This is a genomic window from Streptomyces sp. 549 (assembly GCF_030124175.1).
Taxonomy (GTDB): Bacteria; Actinomycetota; Actinomycetes; order Streptomycetales; family Streptomycetaceae; genus Streptomyces.
Genome location: NZ_JASKMT010000042.1, coordinates 1 through 20,829 on the forward strand (window position 1 = coordinate 1; position 20,829 = coordinate 20,829).

Consider the following 20,829-nt stretch of genomic DNA (forward strand, 5'->3'; position numbering starts at 1 on the left):
GAAGGGCTGGACCGGCACCTGCACCACCTGCAACCGACCCCTGCCCCGCAACCGAACCAGACGCAGAACCTAACGAAGCACTACTAGGAGCGGGGCGGCTCAGCCGTTCTTGATGCGGTTGGTCAGTTCGGTGACCTGGTTGTAGATGGACCGGCGCTCGGCCATCAGGGCCCGGATCTTGCGGTCCGCGTGCATGACCGTGGTGTGGTCGCGTCCGCCGAACTGGCCGCCGATCTTCGGCAGCGACAGGTCCGTCAGCTCGCGGCACAGGTACATGGCGATCTGCCGGGCGGTGACCAGCACCCGGCTCCGCGAGGAGCCGCACAGGTCCTCGACGGTCAGACCGAAGTAGTCCGCGGTGGCGGCCATGATCGCGGGCGCGGTGATCTCCGGAGTGGCGTCCTCCCCGCCGGGGATGAGGTCCTTCAGCACAATCTCGGTCAGGCCTAGGTCGACCGGCTGCCGGTTCAGGCTGGCGAAGGCGGTGACGCGGATCAGCGCGCCCTCCAGCTCGCGGATGTTCCGCGAGATGCGGGACGCGATGAACTCCAGCACCTCGGGCGGCGCGTTCAGCTGCTCCTGTACGGCCTTCTTGCGGAGGATCGCGATCCTCGTCTCCAGCTCGGGGGGCTGCACGTCCGTGATCAGGCCCCACTCGAACCGGTTGCGCAGCCGGTCCTCCAGGGTCACCAGCTGCTTGGGCGGTCGGTCGCTGGAAAGCACGATCTGCTTGTTGGCGTTGTGCAGGGTGTTGAAGGTGTGGAAGAACTCCTCCTGCGTCGACTCCTTGCTCGCCAGGAACTGGATGTCGTCCACCAGGAGGATGTCCATGTCGCGGTAGCGCCTGCGGAACGCGTCCGCCTTGCCGTCGCGGATGGAGTTGATGAACTCGTTGGTGAACTCCTCCGAGCTCACGTACCGCACCCGGGTGCCCGGGTAGAGGCTGCGCGCGTAGTGGCCGATCGCGTGCAGCAGGTGGGTCTTGCCCAGGCCGGACTCGCCGTAGATGAACAGCGGGTTGTACGCCTTCGCCGGGGCCTCGGCGACCGCCACCGCCGCGGCGTGCGCGAAGCGGTTGGAGGCGCCGATGACGAAGGTGTCGAAGAGGTACTTCGGGTTCAGCCGGGCCGTCGGCTCACCCGGGCCGGTGGCCGGCGCGGGCTGCGCGGCCAGCGGCCCCGGGGCGCCGCTGGGCGCCGGCAGGGACATCGGCTCCTCGAAGCGGGACGGCGGCTTCTGCTGGTGCTGGTCGTAGCCGGGCTGCGGCCGCTGCTCGTACGCCTCGTACTTGTCGTAGCCCTCGTACCCGCCCGACTGCGGAGGGTAGGGGTCCCGCTGGGACTGCCAGCCGTCGTTGTCCGGCCGCTGCCAGCCACCGGGCTGGTGCTGCCGCGGCGGACGGTGCGGCTGGGGCGGGTGGCCGTAGTCCGGGTAGGCCGGGCGGACCGACGGCAGCTCCCGCTGGTCCTTGAACTGCTCGTCGTACCTGGGCTCGTCGTACCGGGGGTCCTCGTAGCGGGGCTCCTCGTACCGCGGCGGCTCGTCGTAGCGGTGCGCCTGCGGCCGGGGCGGCGGGTGCTGCTGTTGCTGCTGCGGCTCGGAGCCGGGCCCCTGGGCGGCGGGCGGCTGCTGGTCGGGCGCCGGACCGGTGACGGTGACGGCCAGCCGGATCGGCTGCTGGCACTCCCGGCTGAGCGCGTCGCTGATGAGAGGGGCAAGGCGACCCTCCAGCACGCCCTTGGCGTACTCGTTGGGCACGCCGAGCAGCGCGGTGCCCGACACCAGTACCAGGGGCTGGCAGTCCCGGAGCCAGCGCTGGTCCTTGGCCTCGATCCCCTGACCGTCGGTGAGCAGCTGCTCCAGCACGTGCGGCCACACTGCGGCAAGATCGGCAGGTACGTCAGCCACAGGGCACGCTCTCTCACTCGCTGGGGGGACACTTTTCACGAAAGTGTGGTTCTCGGGATGCCCGGGAAGGAATCGAAGTTCGCTCACGGTAGTCGTCGCGAGCCAGGCACCTCAAGTTGTTGTCCACAGGGTGTGTACAAATGTGTCATGGTGAGTTGATCGGGTTGGCTGGCTTCGTCCGGCCCCACTCGATCAGCGGTACCCGGCACCGGATCGGCCACTGCGCAGCCGGATCGCTCCGGTTTGACCGGACGACACAGCCGCGCGTACCGTAACCAGGTCGAGTTGTCGATGGCTGCTGCCGCCTGCCTCCGATGGGCAAGATCCTGAGGATCGAGACGCGGTGTAATCGGGCGTTGCGAGCTTCTCGCGGGCGCACGGTGACAGCCAGTCGGCGCCCCACACCTGTCTCAGCGAGACACAGATTTCTCTGGAGCCCCCGAGTGAGCAAGCGCACCTTCCAGCCGAACAACCGTCGTCGTGCGAAGACCCACGGCTTCCGGCTGCGTATGCGGACCCGCGCCGGTCGCGCGATCCTCGCGACCCGCCGCAGCAAGGGTCGCACCCGCCTGTCGGCCTGAGAACGAGCCGCAGGTCCATGACGTGCTGCCTACCGAGCACCGGCTGAGGCGGCGCGAGGACTTCGCGGTCGCAGTACGCCGAGGGCGTCGCGCTGGTCGCCCGCTCCTCGTCGTACACCTGAGTCACCGCACGGACCCGCATCCGGCGGGGGGAACCGCTCCCCCGCCGCGTGCGGGTTTCGTCGTGAGCAAGGCTGTCGGAAACGCTGTTGTCCGTAACAGGGTGAAGCGGCGTCTGCGCCATCTGATACGGGACCGACTGATGCTGCTGCACGCCGGTAGCCTGGTGGTCGTACGAGCGCTGCCCGGTGCGGCAGAGGCGGACCACAACGAGCTGGCCCGCGATCTGGACGCCGCACTGCAGCGGCTTCTTGGAGGGCCGCCGTCGTGAAGTACCCGTTGCTGTGGTTGATCAAGCTGTACCAGTGGACCATCAGCCCGCTGCTGGGCCCGGTGTGCCGGTACTACCCGTCGTGCTCGCACTACGGCTACGAAGCGGTCAACCGGCACGGAGCGGTGAAGGGGACGGCGCTTACTGCGTGGCGCATCCTGCGCTGCAACCCGTGGTCGCCCGGTGGCGTCGACCACGTTCCTGCCCGGAAGCACCCGGTCTGGCATCAGCGGCTGCGCAGCCGCTGGCAGCATCGGACCCAGTCCAACGCCCAAGGAGCCTGATTCGTGGACACGATCCTCGGTCCTCTCTATACCGCTGTTTCCTGGATCATCGTCCAGTTCCACTCGCTGCTCAGCCTCGTCTTCGACGAGGACAGCGGCTGGGCCTGGGGTCTGTCCATCGTCTTCCTGGTGATCCTGATCCGGATCTGCCTGATCCCGCTGTTCGTGAAGCAGATCAAGGCGACCCGGAACATGCAGGCGCTCCAGCCGCGGATGAAGGCGATCCAGGAGCGCTACAAGAGCGACAAGCAGCGCCAGTCCGAAGAGATGATGAAGCTGTACAAGGAGACGGGTACCAACCCGCTCTCCAGCTGCCTGCCGATCCTGGCGCAGTCGCCCTTCTTCATCGCGCTCTTCCAGGTGCTCAACAAGATCGCCCAGAACAAGCCGGTGGGTGTGCTCGACGCCGACATGGTGGAGAGCGCCCGTAACGCCTCCATCTTCGGCGCCCCCATCGCGGCCAAGTTCATGGACGGCGCGCAGAAGGTCGCGGACCTCAACGCCGACCTCACGGACGTCCGCATCGTCACAGTCATCATGATCGTGATGATGTCGCTGTCGCAGTTCTACACGCAGCGCCAGCTCATGACGAAGAACGTCGACCTCACGGTGAAGACCCCGTTCATGCAGCAGCAGAAGCTGCTGATGTACGTCTTCCCGGTCATGTTCGCCGTGTTCGGCATCAACTTCCCCGTCGGTGTGCTCGTCTACTGGCTCACCACCAACGTGTGGACGCTCGGCCAGCAGATGTACATCATCAAGCGCAACCCGACGCCGGGCTCGCTTGCCTACAAGCACCGGCAGGAGAAGCTGCGTGCCAAGGGCAAGCTCAAGGAGGACCCGGCCGAGGTCGAGGCGCAGAAGGCCGTCGAGGAAGCCCGCGCCAAGCGCGCCCAGCCCAAGCGCCAGACGAAGTCCAAGCGCCAGTCGGCTGCCGCGACGCCCGCCGGGGAGAAGAAGGCACCGCCGACGTCGTCCAAGCCGCAGCAGAACAAGCCCAACATGAGCAAGACCCCGCAGGGCAAGAAGAAGCCGCAGTCCGCGAAGACCAAGAAGTAGAAGGAGTCCTTTCAGTGACGGACACGACCGAAACCGCTGAGGGCACCGACACGCTGAGCCACCTGGAGCAGGAAGGCGAGATCGCGGCCGACTACCTCGAGGGCCTGCTCGACATCGCGGACCTCGACGGCGACATCGACATGGATGTCGAGGCGGACCGCGCCGCGGTGTCGATCATCAGCGACTCCAGCGGACGCGACCTCCAGAAGCTGGTCGGCCGGGACGGCGAGGTGCTCGAAGCCCTCCAGGAGCTGACCCGCCTGGCAGTGCACCGCGAGACGGGTGACCGCAGCCGCCTCATGCTGGACATCGCCGGCTTCCGCGCCAAGAAGCGCGAGGAGCTGACCATGCTGGGCACGCAGGCCACCGAGGACGCCAAGTCGAGCGGCGAGCGGGTCAAGCTGCGGCCGATGACGCCGTTCGAGCGCAAGGTGGTGCACGACGCCGTCGCCGCGGCCGGCCTGCGCAGTGAGTCGGAGGGCGAGGAACCGCAGCGCTGCGTGGTTGTCCTTCCGTGACCGGGGACAGCGGCGCTCCCGATCCCCAGGAACTCTCCCCGCCGCCCGAGGCGGCGGGGGCGGTCTTCGGGGACCGGCTGCCGGACGCGGTGCGCTACGCGGAACTGCTGGCGGATGCCGGGGTGAAGCGCGGCCTCATCGGGCCCCGTGAGGTTCCCCGCCTCTGGGGGCGGCACCTGCTGAACTGCGCGGTGCTCTCCGAGGTGGTGCCGGCCGACGTCACCGTCTGCGATGTGGGTTCCGGCGCCGGGCTTCCCGGTATTCCGCTGGCCCTTGTCCGGCCAGACCTCAAGATCACCCTGTTGGAACCGCTGCTGCGGCGCACCACCTTTCTCCAGGAGGCCGTGGAGCTACTCGGCCTCGACCATGTCACCGTCGTGCGCGGCCGGGCCGAAGAGGTGCTGGGCACGCTCACGCCCGTCCACGTGGTCACCGCCCGTGCGGTGGCGCCGCTGGACCGGCTGGCCGGCTGGGGTGTGCCTCTGCTGCGGCCCTACGGCCAGATGCTCGCCCTCAAGGGCGACACGGCGGCTGAGGAGCTACAGGCGTCCCGCTCCGCCCTGCAGAAGCTCGGCGTGCTGGAGACCTCGGTGGTCCAGGCCGGCGTCGGCCTGGTGGATCCGCCCTCCACTGTCGTGCGTGCCGAGGTCGGAGAGAGTCCCGGAGGTGTGCGGTTCGCGGCCAAGCGGGCGAAGGCCGCACGCGCGGGCCGCTCGGCCCGGCGCCGCCGCTAGCACGGCTTGAACGGGCAGGTGCCCGGGCCCAGCGGCCCGGCACCTGCCCGTTGGCAGTTCTGGCCGCGCCAGCTGGGCTCGCCCGGGCATTCATGGCGGGTCTGTCCCGGAGTGAGGTGCCCTTACTCCATACACGTCAGAACCGGGCATTCCGGAGTGTCGCCCGCAGTGGCTGCCGGGCTCGGGTGCATCGTGTTTCACGTGAAACGTCGCAACTTGCTGCAGGGAATCATCAGCCGCGGTCGTGCGGCTGCCGCGCCGCGCGACCGCAAGCCCCGCGAGGAGGCGCCGCCTCGCCCGGAGAACCATCCTCATGCGGGCTTTCCACCCCTGAAGAACCGGCCGCCCCGCAGCCCGGACGTATCCACAACAGAGGGTTTGTCCACAGGGAGACAGGGCTCAGTGGTTCATGCCCGCGAAAGCATGGCAGGCTTTGAGTCTGCGCAGGTGCCTTTCGAGGAGAGTGAACCGTTGCGGTCCGATGCCAACATCGCAGGACCGATGGCCGATCCGGTCCCCGGTCCCCGTACAGAGGCGGGGGATGTTTCACGTGAAACGCGTGAGACCCCGCCGCCGATGGACGACACCCCGATCGGTCGTGCCGCCCAGCAGGCGGTTGAGGCGATGAACCGAGCCGGTGAAGGCCTGCCACGGCCACCTCAGACACGCGTCATGGTCGTCGCGAACCAGAAAGGCGGCGTGGGCAAGACCACGACCACCGTCAACCTGGCGGCCTCCTTGGCTCTGCACGGTGCCCGGGTCCTGGTGATCGACCTGGACCCCCAGGGCAACGCGTCCACAGCGCTCGGTATCGACCATCACTCCGACATCCCTTCCATCTACGACGTGCTGGTGGAGAGCAGGCCACTGTCCGACGTGGTGCAGCCGGTACCCGACGTCGAGGGCATGTTCTGTGCGCCGGCCACCATCGATCTCGCCGGTGCGGAGATCGAGCTGGTCTCGCTGGTGGCCCGTGAGTCCCGCCTCGACCGGGCGCTGAAGGCGTACGAGCAGCCTCTCGACTACGTCCTCATCGACTGCCCGCCTTCGCTTGGCCTGCTCACCGTCAACGCGCTGGTCGCCGGTGCGGAGGTGGTCATCCCGATCCAGTGCGAGTACTACGCGCTGGAGGGCCTGGGCCAGCTGCTGCGCAACGTCGACCTGGTCAAGGGGCATCTGAACCCGGAGCTGCACGTCTCGACGATCCTGCTGACCATGTACGACGGCAGGACGCGGCTCGCCTCCCAGGTTGCGGAGGAGGTGCGCACCCACTTCGGGAAGGAGGTGCTGCGGACCAACATCCCGCGGTCGGTCCGCATCTCCGAAGCGCCGAGCTACGGCCAGACCGTTCTCACCTACGACCCGGGGTCGAGCGGAGCCCTCTCCTACCTCGAGGCAGCGCGCGAGATCGCCCTGCGCGGGGCCGGCGTACAACAGGATCAGCACAGCATGGTGGAGGGTACGCAGTGAGTGAACGACGTAGAGGACTCGGCCGTGGGCTGGGTGCGCTGATCCCTGCCGCACCGACAGCTTCGGAGGACGAGGTGATGCCGGTGGTGGGAGCCAACGGGGTGACGTCCCCGACCGCCGTGCCGGTTCTGCCGCCGGACCGCGGGGTCGCCGCCGCGAAGGTGACGGCACTGCCTGACGCCGGAAGGCGGTCGGCTGGCGAGGGCGGCAGCAAGGCCGATGCCGCGGTGTCCGGTGAGGCGGCAGGAGCGCACTTCGCCGAGATCCCCATCGACGCGATCACGCCCAACTCCCGGCAGCCGCGCGAGGTATTCGACGAAGACGCACTCGCGGAACTGGTGACCTCCATCAAGGAGGTCGGTCTGCTGCAGCCGGTGGTGGTGCGGCAGAGCGGTTCCCGCAGCTACGAGCTGATCATGGGCGAGCGGCGCTGGCGGGCCTGTCGGGAGGCGGGCCTGACCAGCATTCCCGCGATCATCCGGGCCACCGACGACGACAAGCTGCTGCTGGACGCACTGCTGGAGAACCTGCACCGTGCCCAGCTGAACCCGCTGGAGGAGGCCGCCGCCTACGACCAGCTTCTGAAGGACTTCGACTGCACACACGACCAGTTGGCCGACCGCATCGGCCGGTCCCGTCCTCAGGTCTCCAACACCCTGCGGTTGCTGCGGCTTTCCCCACCGGTGCAGCGTCGGGTTGCCGCCGGTGTGCTGTCGGCTGGCCATGCACGTGCGCTGCTGTCGGTGGATGACTCCGAGGAGCAGGACCGCCTGGCCCACCGCATCGTGGCGGAGGGGCTGTCGGTACGCGCGGTCGAGGAGATCGTGACTCTGCTGGGGTCCTCCCCGCAGAGCAAGGCCAAGGCCAAGGGTCCCAGGGCGGGCAAGCGCGTCGCGCCCGCGCTGGACGAGCTGGCCGGCCGGCTGTCCGACCGGTTCGAGACGCGGGTGAAGGTCGACCTCGGCCAGAAGAAGGGCAAGATCGTCGTCGAGTTCGCCTCGATAGAGGATCTTGAGCGCATCCTTGGCCAGCTCGCCCCCGGCGAGGGCAGGGTGCTTGATGCGGCCGGCGACAAGAACACGGAAGGCTCAGGCGAATAGGCTCGCGCTTCCCGGCAGAGCTGACGCCCCATGGATACGATGGATCCATGGGGCGTCAGCTTGTCCCGCTCACGCTGGACAACCTCTCGGACTTGCCTGGCAAGTGCCGCGGCTGCGTGTTCTGGGAAATGGACCCGGTCAGCGGCGAAGCCGCGGTGCGGACGGGCCGCCCTGAGTGGGAGAAGGAGGCCTGGCTCTCCGCGGTGCTGCTGGAATGGGGGTCCTGCGGGCGCCTTCTCTACGTCGACGAGGTTCCGGCTGGGTTCGTGCTCTACGCGCCCCCGGACTATGTGCCGCGCTCCACTGCCTTTCCCACCAGCCCGGTCTCCCCCGACGCCGTGCAGCTGATGACGGCCCAGCTGCTTCCGCCCTTCCAGGGGGAGGGGTTGGGGCGTGTCCTGGTGCAGACAGTGGCGAAGGATCTGCTGCGACGTGGGTGCAAGGCCATCGAGGCGTTCGCCGACGCCCGCATCGAGGAACCATCCTGCCTGTTGCCAGCCGACTATCTTCTGAGCGTGGGCTTCAAGACCGTGCGCACGCATCCGCGCTATCCGCGACTGCGCCTGGAACTGCGATCCACCCTCTCCTGGAAGATGGACGTCGAGCGGGCCCTCGACCAGTTGCTCGGCGCTGTGCACAAGGACCCCGTGCTGCGGCCGCTCTGACGGGTCCTCCGCTGCTGCCCTGCCGAGACGCGCTCCCGTTTCACGTGAAACTGCCTCGCTGGGCGGGGAGCTTGCTCAGCCGATGAACTCGGCGAGGTCCTTCTCGATGGCGGCCTTCGGCTTGGCACCCACGATGGTCTTGACGACCTCGCCGCCGGAGTAGACGTTCATGGTCGGGATCGACATGATGCCGTACTTGGCCGCGGTCGCGGGGTTCTCGTCGATGTTGAGCTTGACGATGGTGAGCTTGTCGGCCTGCTCCTCGGAGATCGCCTCGAGCGAGGGCGCGATCTGACGGCAGGGGCCGCACCAGGCCGCCCAGAAGTCGACAAGGACGGGCTTGTCGCTCTTCAGAACGACCTCGGCGAAGTCCGCGTCGGTCGCGGTCACGGTGGCCATGTTGTCTCCTCTGTTGTCTTGCGTGGCAGGGGTGGTGGATCAGACGGTGGCCGCAGCCTCGGTCTTCTCGGGCTCGGGGGTCTCCTCCGGGGAGACCGCGCTCTGAGCCGCCAGGTAGCGCTCGGCGTCCAGTGCCGCGGCGCAACCGGTACCCGCGGCGGTGATCGCCTGGCGGTAGGTGTGGTCCACGACGTCGCCGGCCGCGAAGACACCGGGCAGGCTGGTCCGGGTGGAGGGCGCCTCCACCTTCAGGTACCCCTCGTCGTCGAGGGCGAGCACGTCCGTGAACAGCTCGGTCCGAGGGTCGTGGCCGATGGCCACGAACAGGCCGGTGACGGGCAGCTCCGAGGTGTCGCCCGTCGTGGTGTCCCGCAGGGTGAGGCCGGACAGCTTGCCCTCACTCTGGTGCAGGGCGGCGACCTCACTGTTCCAGGCGAACTTGATCTTGGGATCGGCGAAGGCGCGGTCCTGCATCGTCTTGGAGGCGCGCAGGGTGTCGCGGCGGTGGACCACGGTGACCGAGCGGGCGAACCGGGAGAGGAAGGTGGCCTCCTCCATGGCGGTGTCACCGCCACCGATGACGGCGATGTCGTGCTCACGGAAGAAGAAGCCGTCACAGGTGGCGCAGTACGAGACGCCGCGACCGGAGAGCGCGTCCTCCTCGGGCAGCCCGAGCTTGCGGTGCTGGGAGCCGGTGGCCACGATCACGGTCCGGGCCCGGTGCACGGTTCCCGCCGTGTCGGTGACGGTCTTGATCTCGCCGGTGAGGTCCACCGCGATGACGTCGTCCGGGAGCAGCTCGGCTCCGAAGCGCTCCGCCTGGGCGCGCATCTGGTCCATCAGCTCCGGACCCATGATGCCGTCCTGGAACCCGGGGAAGTTCTCCACCTCGGTCGTGTTCATCAGCGCGCCACCGGCGGTCACGGAGCCCTCGAACACCAGCGGTGCCAACGAAGCCCGCGCGGTGTACAGAGCCGCGGTGTATCCCGCGGGCCCCGAACCGATAATGATCACGTTACGGACATCGCTCACGGATTCTTCCTTGTCTGCCGACGTTGGCGGGTCTGGAGCTGCCTTCACCCCACCTAACGGATCCTAAGGGGACAGCATTCCCGTCCCGCCCGGGGCGCTTCGCCCGGGCGTGGCCCTCAGGGCAGGGGAGAACAGCGCGGAGGCGGCGGTACGTCGGTCAGCGGCGGTCGAAGGTGCGGGAGCTGATCAGCCGTCCGGGCTCGCTGGGGGCCTCGGAGACGCACGTCGCGTCCACCACGTAGACGTCCACCCGGTTGCTGTCGCCGGGGTGCGGCAGGACCACCAGGTACGCCGCGGTGCCCTCGTACATCTCCGGGGCGGCTGCGAGATATGTCTCGCTGCGGTTGACGCCTTCCCGCACGCAGTAGGGCACGCCCGTGGCGCCGGAGCCGCCGCGCAGGGGGGCGGTCGGGTTGGTCTGGGCTCCCACCTCGGGAGCGGTCTCCGGTTGCGGCAGCGCGCCGGGTGGCTCGTTCTCCGGAGTCTGGGCGAGCAGGGTGTGCACCTTCTCTTCCAGAGCCTGCACAGAGAGTCCGGTGGGGCTTTCCGCGACCGAACGACCGGGCTCGGACGCCTGCTCGGTGGTCTCCTGGCCGGCTCCGGACAACAGGACGGGGACGAGGACCGCTCCCAGGGAGAGGGCCGCAAGCGTGCCGGTGACGGCGAGCAGCGTGGTGCGCCTGCGGCGGGCCGGCCGTCGGTGCGGACGTCCCGGTCCTGCGGAGCCTCGCTGCGGCGTGCCGGCCGGGCGTCGTGTTTCACGTGAAACACGCGCCGCTGCGGAGGGGGTTTCGGGGGGTTCCACGGATTCGGGTGCTGTCGCCTCCAGCAGTGCCTCGGCGGCGAGTGCGGCGTCGATGCGGCCGGCGATGTCCTCGGGCATGCGCACCGGGCCGGGCAGCGTGCCGAGGGCGTCGCGGATCTCCTCCAGGGAGGTACGTACGTCGGCACACAGCGGGCAGTCGGTCAGGTGGGTGCGGACCGTGGCCGACCGCTCGGGGGGCAGCAGCCCCTCGGAGAGTGCGGAGATCTCGGCGACCTCCGGGTGGTCGTCGGTGCCGTACGTCGCGGAAGACGCGGTCATGTGGATCCACCTCCGCCCTTCACGGCTCCGGTTCCTTCAACACCTTGCGGGGGTGGGACGGGCGCCCCCTGCGTCCGGTTCCTTCCCCTCTCCTTGGGCGCGCTACCCTCTGGGCGAAGATGGCTCAGCAGCGGCAGGAGCCGGGCTCTGCCGCGGGAGCAGCGGCTCTTGACGGTGCCGGTGGGCACCTCCAGGATGTCGGCGGCCTCGGCGACCGGATAGCCCTGCATGTCCACCAGCACCAGCGCGGCGCGCTGTTCGGCGGGCAGCTCGGAGAGGGCTTCGATGAGCTGCCGGTACACGTCCTGCCGTTCGGCGGGTGCGGCGGCGGACTCCTCCGGTTCGAGCAGCTGCTCCAGGCGCACTGGGTCGTCGGTGAGCGAGGTACGGCGGGACGCCGTCTTGCGGGCGCGGTCCAGGCAGGCGTTGACCGTGATGCGGTGCAGCCAGGTGGTGACGGCGGACTGGCCGCGGAAGGTGTGTGCCGCCCGGAAGGCGGAGACCAGGGCGTCCTGCACGGCGTCGGCGGCTTCCTCGCGGTCGGCGAGGGTGCGCAGGGCGACGGCCCACAGCCGGTCGCGGTGGCGGCGGACGATCTCGGCGAAGGCGTCCGGGTCGCCGGCCACGTGCCGGGCCAGCAGTTCGGCGTCGCTCAGCGGGGTGTCGTCGGGGCCGGGACGGCTGTTCACCGCGGGCGTGGCGGGCGTGGCGGGCGTGGCGGGCGTGGCGGGCGTGGGCCTGGCGGCCTGGTCGCCGGAGGCGGCGCGGCGGCGCGGCGAACTGTCGCCGGTCATGTTCCCTGCCCCTCCCCCTCGGCCGGCTCGACCTTGCTCAGCCGGTGAACGACACGTCGGACAGCGCCTGCCGGTACCCCGCTCCGCTGAAGCCGTCCGCGGAGGAGTAGGGCACCGCCGTGAACCAGACCACGAGGTACCGGGTCCTGATCGGCTTGTCCAACGTCATCTCCGCCTCGGTGGTACTGGTCTTCACCGAGTCGACCTTACGCAGTGAGTCCAGGGACGCGGAAGGTGAGAACGACCGGGCCGCGTAGAGGGAGACGCTGGTGTGGTCGCCGCCGTTCCGCAGTTTTATGGAGGCCGTGGAGACGCTTCTGATCTCACCCAGGTCGTAGATGACGCCCACGCCCGCCTTGTAGGGGGCGAGGGTGGGGCCGTCCTGGAAGCTCTTGGTCCGCCAGAACGTCTCCGGGTCGCCGTCGTGGGTGGCAGCCGCCTGCCCGGCGTTCTGGGGGCGGCCGTCGGGGTAGTACTCCTGGGCGTCGCTGATCTTCAGCGGTTTGGGCTCGGTCTTGGTCTTGGAGGTGTCGTCCGAGCCGGTGGGGGCGACGGGCTGGTTCTCCCGGCCGCCGTTCATGAGGGCGTCGGCGATCTGCCAGCTGCCGAGACCGAGCGCGGCGATCAGCAGTGCGGACACCCCCCACTTCAGTGCCTTGCCCGTCTTGCCGGGCAGAGCGGGCGGCACGTCGGCGGCGACCGGTGGGGGCGGCCCGGTGGGGGCGTGCGCCGTCTGCGGCCCGTAGCTGCCCTGCTGGTAGGTGGTGCGGCGGTAGGGGGGCGGCTGAGTGAAGGTGGGTTCCGGCGGCTTGATGCGGGGCATCGCGGCGACGGCCTTGACCAGCTCCTCCGGAGTGGCGCAGGGCTGGTCCTCGCTGGAGGCGGTGGCGCCGTCGTTTACGAGGGCCCGCATCGCCAGTTCGGACAGGCCGCGGTGCACGCCGGCCCGTACCTGGTCCGGTGGCATCAGGATGCCGCCGGACAGCCGGGCGACGCCGGTGAGGCCGTAGGCGTCCTCCTCGTACGGCCAGCGCTGGGTGAGCGCGGCGTAGAGCAGGGCGCCGACGGCTTCGGTGTCGGTGCGCTGGGGTGTGTCGGAGCTGATGCCGCGCAGCGCGGCGTTCACGGCGAGACCGCGGATGCGGTACTGGCCGGAGCCGGTGCGCAGCACCGAACCGGGAGTGAGGCGCAGGTGGGCCAGGCCCTCGCGGTGGGCGGCGGCCATGGCCTGGGCGAGCTGGTTGACGAGGTGGTACGCCTCGTGGGGTTCCAGCGGTCCGGCGGCGAACAGCCGGGTCAGCGGGGTGGCGTCGGGCAGCCACTCGTGCACCACGTAGACGAGGTCGTTCTCCTCGACCGCGTCGAGCACCTGGACGAAGCGCGGATCACCGAGCAGCGCGGCCGACCGGGCGGCGGCCAGCACGGATCGGGCCCGGGCGTGGTCGGCGGGCAGCAGGTGCACACCGACGGCACGCTGCAGCTTCTCGTCCATGGCGCGCCAACTACTGAAGCCGTCCAGTCGGGTGACGCACTCTTCGAGACGGTAGCGGCGGGCAAGTCTGTGGCCGCTGTGGAGTTCGGGCGCGGTGCTGTCGTGCTGGGTTCCCGCACCGTCGGACGTGGCCTCGTCCGTACGGGCGGCCAGCGGCTTGGTGTCGCCGTCGTCCGCGCCGCCCGTGTGCGCCACATCGACGGCAGCCGTGCTTCGTTCCGCCACCGTCGCTCCTGCCTCCCCAATCCGTCGTGGCCGCTCCGCGGGTTTGGACTCCGCCGGCAACGACCAAGGACAATTGTGCCCGTTGGCCGCCACTGTGCACGACACACGGCGGCGGCCGAGGGTTGTATCAGCGGCCCAGTTTGGCCCGGACCATGCCCACCATGGCGGTGAGTTCCTGGATACGCAGCCGCTTGGCGGTGAGCACGAACACCACTCCCATCACGAGCGAACCGGCGATGACGCCGACGGCTCCGCCGATGAGGCCGTTGCCCAGCGTCTGTACGGAAGCGTATGCCGCGCCGCCCGCAAGCGCTGCGGCGGGCAGGCTGGCGAGCGTGAGCCTGGCGTAGGTGCGGGCGATCCGGCCGCCGTCCAAGTCGCCTTCCAGCTTGGCGCTCAGGCGCTTCCAGGCGACGATCACACCGAACGCGTAGGCGAGTCCGTAGCAGGCGGCCATTCCAGCGACGGCCCAGCGGCTGGGCAGCAGCAGGTAGCACAGTCCGGCGCCGGCCGCGTTGCCCGCGGCGACCAGGACGGTGTTGTAGAACGGCGTGCGGGTGTCCTCGTAGGCGTAGAAGGCGCGCAGCACCACGTACTGGACGGAGTAGGGGATCAGCCCGAGGCCGAAGGCCATCAGGATGAAGCCCATGGAGCTGGCCGGAATGGGGCCGGTGGCTGCGTACAGCACCAGGCACATCGGCACGCCGAGGGCGAGGAACGCGAAGGCGATGGGCACGATGGCGACGGCCGAGGTGCGCAGCCCGTGCGAGAGGTCGTCGCGGACGGCGGCGAGGTCGCCGTCGTGGGCGGACCGGGACAGCCTGGGCAGCAGGGCCGCCATCACCGAGACGGTGATGATGGCCTGCGGCATCTGCCAGATGAGCAGGGCGTTGTTGTAACCGAGGATGCCGGCGCCCTCGTTGCCGGCTTCGGCTGCCGAGGCTCCGGCGGCGGTGGCGAGCTGGGTGACCACGATCAGGCCGGCCTGGTTGGCGAGCACGAACAGGATGGTCCACTTGGCGAGCTTGGCGGCCTTGCCGAGGCCGTGGCCCTTCCAGTCGAAGCGCGGCCGGAAGCTGAACCCGGCGGCCTTCAGGTAGGGGATCATCGCCAGGGACTGGACGACCAGGCCGAGCAGGGTGCCGATGCCGAGCAGCCGCACGCCCTCAGGAGTGATGGTGTCCACGCCGAGCTGGGAGCTGCGGTGGGCGCCGTAGACCCACAGGAACGCGCCGAAGGTGCAGATGATGACGACGTTGTTGAGGACGGGCGTCCACATCATGGCGCCGAACCGGCCGCGCGCGTTGAGGATCTGACCCATCACCACGTGCACGCCCATGAAGAAGATCGTGGGCAGGCAGTAGCGCGCGAAGGTGACCGCGACGTTGTTGGCGTCGGGGTTGTTGGCGATCGGCACCGAAAGCATCTTGATGAGCAGCGGGGCGACCAGGACGCTCAGCGCCACCAGGGCGCCCAGGATGACCATCACCAGGGTGAGCAGGCGGTTGGCGTAGGCGACGCCGCCGTCCGCGTCGTTCTTCATGGCCCGGACGAGCTGCGGTACGAAGACCGAGTTGAGGCCGCCGCCGATGGACAGCATGTAGATCATCGTGGGCAGCGTGTAGGCGACGGTGTAGGAGTCGCCGAGCAGCGCGGCACCGAGCGCCGCGGTGATGACCAGGGTGCGCAGGAAGCCGGTGAGCCGGGACACCAGGGTGCCCGCGGCCATGATGGCGCTGGACTTGAGGATGCCGCCCCCGCCCCCGCCGCCGGACTTGCCCGGCGGCGCGGCCTCAGGGGCCGTCCTGGGGGCCTGCGGGGCGACGGTCTGCTCCGGCTGCATGCTGGGCGGTGGAGGCGGCGCAGCGGGCGGCTGAGCGGGTTGCTGGGGCTGCTGGGACTGGGGCTGCTGGGACTGGGGTGGCGGCTGGGGGCTGAGCTGCTGGTCCCGGTAGAGGTGCGCGAAGGCGTCGTCGGGGCGCTTGCGGGGCACGGGCCCGTCCCGGTCGTCGTCGTCCGGGGCGCGCGTGATCAGCTCGTCGATGCCGGTGAACTGCACCGTGGACGGCTCGTCGCCGTAGGGCAGGTGACGTGAGGGGCCGTCCGGCTCGGGCGCCGGCGGCGGCGCCCAGCGCTGCGGGTCGGGGGCGTGCCGGGGCGGCGGAGGCTGCCGGTAGAGCGGCTCGGGGGCCGCAGGCGGCGGTGGCGGCGGGTGCTCGGCACGATCGCGCAGAGCCTCCTTCACCGGGTCCTGGGCGGCCAGGTCGCGATCCCGGTAGGGGTCGCTCGCGTACGCGTCCTGCACATAGGGATCAGGTCCCTGGCGTTCGCGGTCGTACGGCGCATTCACTGAGTACCCCACATCATCGTCCCCGGCCGGCCTTCGGCCCGGCACCTCGCTCAACAGTCCACTTTCTCACCCGGGCCGGGGGAGTCCTTGCTTTCGGGGCCGGTGTCACGGGAGTTGTCCCCCGTGGGGCCGCCGTCCGCGGGGTTCTCCTGCTCCAGCGGCGCGTCGGGGTCCGGCTGGGGGCCCCTGCGCTTGCGCTGGGTGTACATCCGCGCCCCGGCCAGGACGACCAGCAGCACGCCGCCCGCGATCACCAGCAGCACCGTGGAGGTGATCTCGGTGACGTCGACCTGGAAGGTCATCGCCTTGCCGTAGGGCGCCCCGTCCTTGGTGTACAGCTGCGCCTCGACGAAGGTGCGGCCGTTGGCCTTGGCGGTGGTGTCGAACTTGATCGACTGGCTGTGGCCGCCGTCGATGACCACCGGCTTGGTGTCCTCGCTGATCTCCAGGCCGAACCGGCGGCCGGAGGTCAGCCGGAGCTCCAGGCCGTTGACCGGCTGGATGAGGTTGTTCTGCACGGTGACGGGGATGGTCGCGCTGCGCCCGGAGAGCGTCATGCGGGACTTCTGGACCAGGCGCACCTCGCCGGTGAGGCTGGTGAGGTAGTTCTGCACGTCGGCGCGGTACTGGCCGGCCTCACCGGTCCGGCCCCGCCAGGAGGTCGAGAGGCTGCGGCGCACCGCGTTGCCGAAGGTCGTGACGACCCGGTCGTCGCTGCTGAGAATGACCGAGAAGGCGTTCAGCGAGCGCTGAGTCTCCTGGATCTGCTCGAACGCGCCGGTGCTGAGTTCCTGCTTGCGCAGCCGGTCGGGGTAGGAGCCCGCTCCGGGCACCTTGCGGTTGGCCCCCGGGTCGGGTTTGGCCCTGGCGGTCTCGGCGAGGTCCGTGAACTCCGTCCAGCGGCCGTTGTCGCGCAGGGCGCGCACCGCCTGGGCCATGGTGGTCGCCTGGCTGCTGGACGGCAGCCGCTGCGGGGCGACCAGCAGGCTGCGCTGCCGGTTGGGGTCCTGCTCGGTGACGGAGAGGGTCTGGGCGAGGAACTGCTGCACGGCGAGCGCCGAGTTCCCGGCGCGGCTGAGATCGCCCTGGAACAGGGTGGAGAGCCGGGCGTCGGCGTTCACCGCGGTGACGCCGCCGCCGATGGGCCGGGCCGCGTTGGGCGTGTAGGGCAGGGACCCGGTCTCCCGCAGGCTGTCGCTGCGGGTGATGACCTTGCGGGCGCCGGCCGAGGTGGCGACGGACACCACCGAGGGGTCGACGGCGCCTTCGACGGGCCAGGCGAAGTCGGTGAGCGGCGTGACGTGCAGCACGGTCTTGACGGTCGTGCGGGCGGTCTCGGTGGCCGGGCCCAGATGGCTGAGCGTGCCGGACACGTTCCGGCCGCGGTGGGCCAGCGAGGCCAGGTCGGGATCACCGAAGGGCAGCGCGATGACCTCCTTGTCGGCGGTGGCCTGCTGCAGGTCGTTCAGCCATTGCGCGGCGTCCGCCTGGCCCTTGCCGGCGACCGGTTCGCCGCCGGGCGAGGACACCTTGTAGGGCTTGGTCATCGCGTCGACGGACGCCAGCAGGTCGGGGTCGACCACCCAGCTGACCGGCAGGTCACGGCCGAGCGACACCATGCGCTGGAGCCGGCCGCCGGGGGCGATCTCGTCGGCCAGGCGGTCGTGTCGGAACACCGGGGTGCGCTGCTCGTTGGACTCGGTGCGCGCGGTCAGGTGCGACGAGGAGATCAGCGGCCACAGGAACGTCAGCCGGGTCCGTGTGTCGGCCGGCTCGGTCTGCCAGGGGAGGAAGGTGCGCTCGATGCCCAGGACGTGCGGGTACGCCTCGCTCTGCGTCTGCCCGGTGACGCTGACGCCCAGCTGGTAGACGCCGTCCGCGCCGAGCTTGAGGCGCTTCACCGGGACGTCGAGGGTGAAGGAGCGGGTCGCCCCTGCGGCGATGTCGGCGAGCTCCACCGAGGTGTTCTTGCCGGTGAGCTGCGTGCCGTCGAGCCCGGGCGCGTACCCGTCACGGGTGGAGGCCTGCTCGATGGAGCTGCGGGTGCTCAGCCGGGGGCCGGCGTGCAGGCCCACCTCGGCGTCGGTGATGGCCGCGCGGCCCCTGTTGGTGACCGTGCCCGAGACGGTGAGCGTGTCGTCCTCGTCGGGGGCCGCCGGACTGAGGCCGCTGAGCGAGACCTCAGCGGTCCGGGAGCCGGTGTTGGCGGGCTGGGCGAGGTTTGCCGCCTGTGCGGCGGGGGCAGCCTGGCTCAGGCCGGTGAGGAGCGGCACCGCCACGAGGGCGGCGGTGAGGCGGTGCAGCCACCGCCGGGGGGCAGGCGTGCCGGGATTGCCCTGCTTCTCTGCCGCTTCGGCCACGCGCTCGCCCGTCCTCATCTTCCGCCCGCCACTGGTGGTCGTACCGCACCCACGACGATGCTAACGATTGCCGCAGGCCCGAGGTGCCGCGGTGGGCGCCGTGGACCCTGCGCGCCATGCCGGGCGGGGCCGCGGCGGCGGATATCCGTACGCCGCCCGGTGCGGCGGCACGTACCCTCTCTTGTTGTGCCGAACGCCAACACAGACAGCCACGTCCCGCAGTCGTCCTCCGAGCTCAGCGCGGTGCAGCGCCGGGCGGTGAGCGAGTTGCTCCGGGTGTCGCCGGTAGCCGACGACCTTGCCAGACTCTTCCGTGCGGAGGGTTTCTCGCTCGCGCTGGTCGGCGGTTCGGTACGGGACGCGCTGCTGGGGCGGCTGGGCAACGATCTCGACTTCACCACCGACGCCCGCCCGGAGCAGGTCCTGGCGATCGTGCGGCCGTGGGCCGACGCGGTCTGGGACGTCGGGATCGCGTTCGGCACGGTGGGCTGCCGCAAGGCCGGCGGCGCCGACGGCGAGGTGCAGGACTACCAGATCGAGATCACCACGTACCGCTCCGAGGCGTACGACCGGACCTCCCGCAAGCCCGAGGTGTCCTACGGCGACTCCATCGAGCAGGACCTCGTCCGCCGCGACTTCACGGTCAACGCGATGGCCGTCGCGCTGCCGGACAAGATCTTCGTCGACCCGCACGACGGGCTGCGCGATCTTGCCGACCGGGTGCTGCGCACCCCGGGTACCCCCCAGGAGTCCTTCTCCGACGACCCGCTGCGCATGATGCGTGCCGCCCGGTTCGCCGCGCAGCTCGACTTCGACGTCGACGCGGAGGTGCTCGCCGCCATGGAGTCGATGGCCGAGCGCATCGACATCGTCTCGGCGGAGCGTGTCCGGGACGAGTTCAACAAGCTGGTGCTCTCGGACAACCCGCGCAAGGGGCTCAGCATCCTGGTGGACACCGGCCTCGCGGAGCGGGTGATGCCGGAGATCCCGGCGCTGCGGCTGGAACGGGACGAGCACCACCGGCACAAGGACGTCTACGAGCACTCGCTGACCGTGCTGGAGCAGGCCATCGCCCTGGAGACGGACGGTCCCGACCTGACTCTGCGGCTGGCGGCGCTGCTGCACGACATCGGCAAGCCCCGGACTCGGCGCTTCGAGAAGGACGGCCGGGTCTCGTTCCACCACCACGAGGTGGTGGGCGCGAAGATGACCAAGAAGCGCATGACCGCGCTCAAGTACTCCAACGAGCTGGTGAAGGACGTGTCCCGGCTGGTGGAGCTGCACCTGCGCTTCCACGGCTACGGCACGGGCGAGTGGACGGACTCCGCGGTCCGCCGCTACGTGCGCGACGCGGGTCCGCTGCTGTCCCGGCTGCACCAGCTGACCCGATCGGACTGCACCACCCGCAACAAGCGCAAGGCAACCGCGCTGTCGCGGGCCTACGACGGCCTGGAGGAGCGCATCGCACGGCTCGCGGAGCAGGAGGAGCTGGACGCCATCCGGCCCGACCTGAACGGCAACGAGATCATGCGCATCCTGGACGTCGGTCCCGGTCCGCAGATCGGCCAGGCCTACCAGTACCTGCTGGAACTGCGGCTGGAGCACGGACCGATGGCCCGTGAGGACGCCGAGACGGCACTGAAGCAGTGGTGGGCCGCCCAGTAGGGCTGAGCCGGCGGCGGTCGGCAGGGTCGCGCTCCCGGTACCGCTGGCGCCCCACGTGCCGCTGAGCGGTGGCCGGAGTGCGGTGGGCCGGCGGCAGGTGCGCAAAGGGCGGTGTTTCACGTGAAACACCGCCCTTTCGGCAGCAGCGGCTGCCTCAGTGCGCCCGGTCGGCGCGCCTAAGCCCATGACTCTGCGGCCGACCGTCAGGCACGGCCGAGGCAGAGGGAGAAGTCCTTGCTGCTCTCCTTGGTGTAGATCTGCTGGGAGACACCGTCGACACCCTCGCAGGCGGCGCGGGAGGTGTCGCCCTCCACCTTCTTCAGCACCTTGTGGGTGGCGTCGTCGCTGTCACAGCCGACCTGCTTGACGTCCACCTCGGTGAAGCCCTTGACCGAGATGCAGTCGCCGGTGCTGACCTTCTCCGCGTCGGTCTTGTTGAAGAAGTACGTGCCCACGGCGATCGACAGCACCACCAGCGGGATGCCGAACCGCAGCAGCTTCTTGGCCTTGCCGCCGTTGGACTGCGGCTGGGCGCCGCCGCCCGGGAAGCCACCCAGGCCGGACGAGTCCGGCTGCCCGTGCTGCGGCTGCCCGTGTTGCTGGCCCGGCTGGCCGTAGGGGTTCTGGCCCTGGCCCTGCGGCTGCTGGGCGAAAGGGTTCTGGCCCTGCGGCTGCTCGGTGTTGGGATCCTGGGGCGGGGTGGGCGGCGTGGACATGA

The 20,829-nt window shown here is 70.0% G+C and carries 19 protein-coding genes; 10 read left to right on the forward strand and 9 right to left on the reverse strand.

Going from position 1 to position 20,829, the window contains the following annotated elements; translation table 11 throughout:
• Positions 1 to 99: 99 nt before the first annotated feature.
• Complete coding sequence (gene dnaA, locus QNO07_RS26425) at positions 100 to 1,908, reverse strand: chromosomal replication initiator protein DnaA (RefSeq protein WP_283995035.1); 1,809 nt, start codon at positions 1,906 to 1,908, stop codon at positions 100 to 102.
• A gap of 443 nt (positions 1,909 to 2,351) precedes the next feature.
• Between dnaA and rpmH the strand changes: the two genes are divergently transcribed.
• The 9 genes from rpmH to QNO07_RS26470 all read left to right on the forward strand — a co-directional run bounded on the left by rpmH (position 2,352) and on the right by QNO07_RS26470 (position 8,710).
• Complete coding sequence (rpmH, locus tag QNO07_RS26430; RefSeq protein ID WP_064728817.1) at positions 2,352 to 2,489, forward strand: 50S ribosomal protein L34; 138 nt, start codon at positions 2,352 to 2,354, stop codon at positions 2,487 to 2,489.
• A gap of 22 nt (positions 2,490 to 2,511) precedes the next feature.
• Positions 2,512 to 2,880, forward strand: coding sequence for a ribonuclease P protein component (gene rnpA, locus QNO07_RS26435; protein ID WP_283995036.1), 369 nt, complete (start codon positions 2,512 to 2,514; stop codon positions 2,878 to 2,880).
• On the forward strand, positions 2,877 to 3,164 hold the full coding sequence (gene yidD, locus QNO07_RS26440) for a membrane protein insertion efficiency factor YidD (RefSeq protein ID WP_283995037.1): 288 nt from the start codon (positions 2,877 to 2,879) through the stop codon (positions 3,162 to 3,164). The genes rnpA and yidD overlap by 4 nt, the downstream gene beginning before the upstream one ends.
• Before the next feature lie 3 nt (positions 3,165 to 3,167).
• Positions 3,168 to 4,223 carry a membrane protein insertase YidC gene (gene yidC, locus QNO07_RS26445; RefSeq protein WP_283995038.1) on the forward strand — a complete coding sequence of 352 codons (1,056 nt, stop codon included), beginning with the start codon at positions 3,168 to 3,170 and terminating at the stop codon, positions 4,221 to 4,223.
• Positions 4,224 to 4,237: 14 nt separating this feature from the next.
• Positions 4,238 to 4,741, forward strand: a complete 504-nt coding sequence (locus QNO07_RS26450; protein WP_283995039.1) for a Jag family protein — start codon at positions 4,238 to 4,240, stop codon at positions 4,739 to 4,741.
• Positions 4,738 to 5,475, forward strand: a complete 738-nt coding sequence (gene rsmG, locus QNO07_RS26455) for a 16S rRNA (guanine(527)-N(7))-methyltransferase RsmG (RefSeq protein ID WP_283995040.1) — start codon at positions 4,738 to 4,740, stop codon at positions 5,473 to 5,475. Before QNO07_RS26450 ends, rsmG begins: the two co-directional genes overlap by 4 nt.
• A gap of 423 nt (positions 5,476 to 5,898) precedes the next feature.
• Positions 5,899 to 6,945 carry a ParA family protein gene (locus QNO07_RS26460; protein WP_502961944.1) on the forward strand — a complete coding sequence of 349 codons (1,047 nt, stop codon included), beginning with the start codon at positions 5,899 to 5,901 and terminating at the stop codon, positions 6,943 to 6,945.
• Entirely contained in the window at positions 6,942 to 8,045 is a 1,104-nt protein-coding gene (locus QNO07_RS26465; RefSeq protein WP_283995041.1) for a ParB/RepB/Spo0J family partition protein, read from the forward strand. Before QNO07_RS26460 ends, QNO07_RS26465 begins: the two co-directional genes overlap by 4 nt.
• Positions 8,046 to 8,092: 47 nt before the next feature.
• Complete coding sequence (locus QNO07_RS26470) at positions 8,093 to 8,710, forward strand: GNAT family N-acetyltransferase (protein ID WP_283995042.1); 618 nt, start codon at positions 8,093 to 8,095, stop codon at positions 8,708 to 8,710.
• Positions 8,711 to 8,785: 75 nt separating this feature from the next.
• On the opposite strand, the gene trxA is transcribed toward QNO07_RS26470, so the two are convergent.
• The 7 genes from trxA to QNO07_RS26505 all read right to left on the reverse strand — a co-directional run bounded on the left by trxA (position 8,786) and on the right by QNO07_RS26505 (position 18,446).
• Positions 8,786 to 9,109, reverse strand: coding sequence for a thioredoxin (gene trxA / locus QNO07_RS26475; RefSeq protein WP_283995043.1), 324 nt, complete (start codon positions 9,107 to 9,109; stop codon positions 8,786 to 8,788).
• A 39-nt stretch (positions 9,110 to 9,148) separates the two neighbouring features.
• Positions 9,149 to 10,141 (reverse strand): thioredoxin-disulfide reductase, encoded by a 993-nt coding sequence (gene trxB / locus QNO07_RS26480; protein WP_283995044.1) that lies wholly within the window; start codon positions 10,139 to 10,141, stop codon positions 9,149 to 9,151.
• A gap of 157 nt (positions 10,142 to 10,298) precedes the next feature.
• Positions 10,299 to 11,225, reverse strand: coding sequence for an anti-sigma factor family protein (locus tag QNO07_RS26485; protein WP_283995045.1), 927 nt, complete (start codon positions 11,223 to 11,225; stop codon positions 10,299 to 10,301).
• Positions 11,222 to 12,019, reverse strand: coding sequence for an RNA polymerase sigma factor SigM (gene sigM / locus QNO07_RS26490; protein ID WP_283995046.1), 798 nt, complete (start codon positions 12,017 to 12,019; stop codon positions 11,222 to 11,224). The genes QNO07_RS26485 and sigM overlap by 4 nt, the downstream gene beginning before the upstream one ends.
• A gap of 37 nt (positions 12,020 to 12,056) precedes the next feature.
• Positions 12,057 to 13,736 (reverse strand): protein kinase family protein, encoded by a 1,680-nt coding sequence (locus QNO07_RS26495; protein WP_283995048.1) that lies wholly within the window; start codon positions 13,734 to 13,736, stop codon positions 12,057 to 12,059.
• Between the two features lie 127 nt (positions 13,737 to 13,863).
• A complete protein-coding gene (murJ, locus tag QNO07_RS26500) occupies positions 13,864 to 16,041 on the reverse strand; it encodes a murein biosynthesis integral membrane protein MurJ (protein WP_502961945.1) in 2,178 nt (725 codons plus the stop codon).
• A gap of 95 nt (positions 16,042 to 16,136) precedes the next feature.
• Positions 16,137 to 18,446, reverse strand: a complete 2,310-nt coding sequence (locus QNO07_RS26505) for a DUF6049 family protein (RefSeq protein WP_283995050.1) — start codon at positions 18,444 to 18,446, stop codon at positions 16,137 to 16,139.
• Between the two features lie 186 nt (positions 18,447 to 18,632).
• Between QNO07_RS26505 and QNO07_RS26510 the strand changes: the two genes are divergently transcribed.
• On the forward strand, positions 18,633 to 20,111 hold the full coding sequence (locus QNO07_RS26510; RefSeq protein WP_283995051.1) for a CCA tRNA nucleotidyltransferase: 1,479 nt from the start codon (positions 18,633 to 18,635) through the stop codon (positions 20,109 to 20,111).
• A 203-nt stretch (positions 20,112 to 20,314) separates the two neighbouring features.
• On the opposite strand, the gene QNO07_RS26515 is transcribed toward QNO07_RS26510, so the two are convergent.
• The gene (locus tag QNO07_RS26515) at positions 20,315 to 20,827 is read right to left on the reverse strand and encodes an LppU/SCO3897 family protein (RefSeq protein WP_283995052.1); all 513 of its coding nucleotides are present in this window, start codon (positions 20,825 to 20,827) and stop codon (positions 20,315 to 20,317) included.
• Between the last annotated feature and the right edge of the window lie 2 nt (positions 20,828 to 20,829).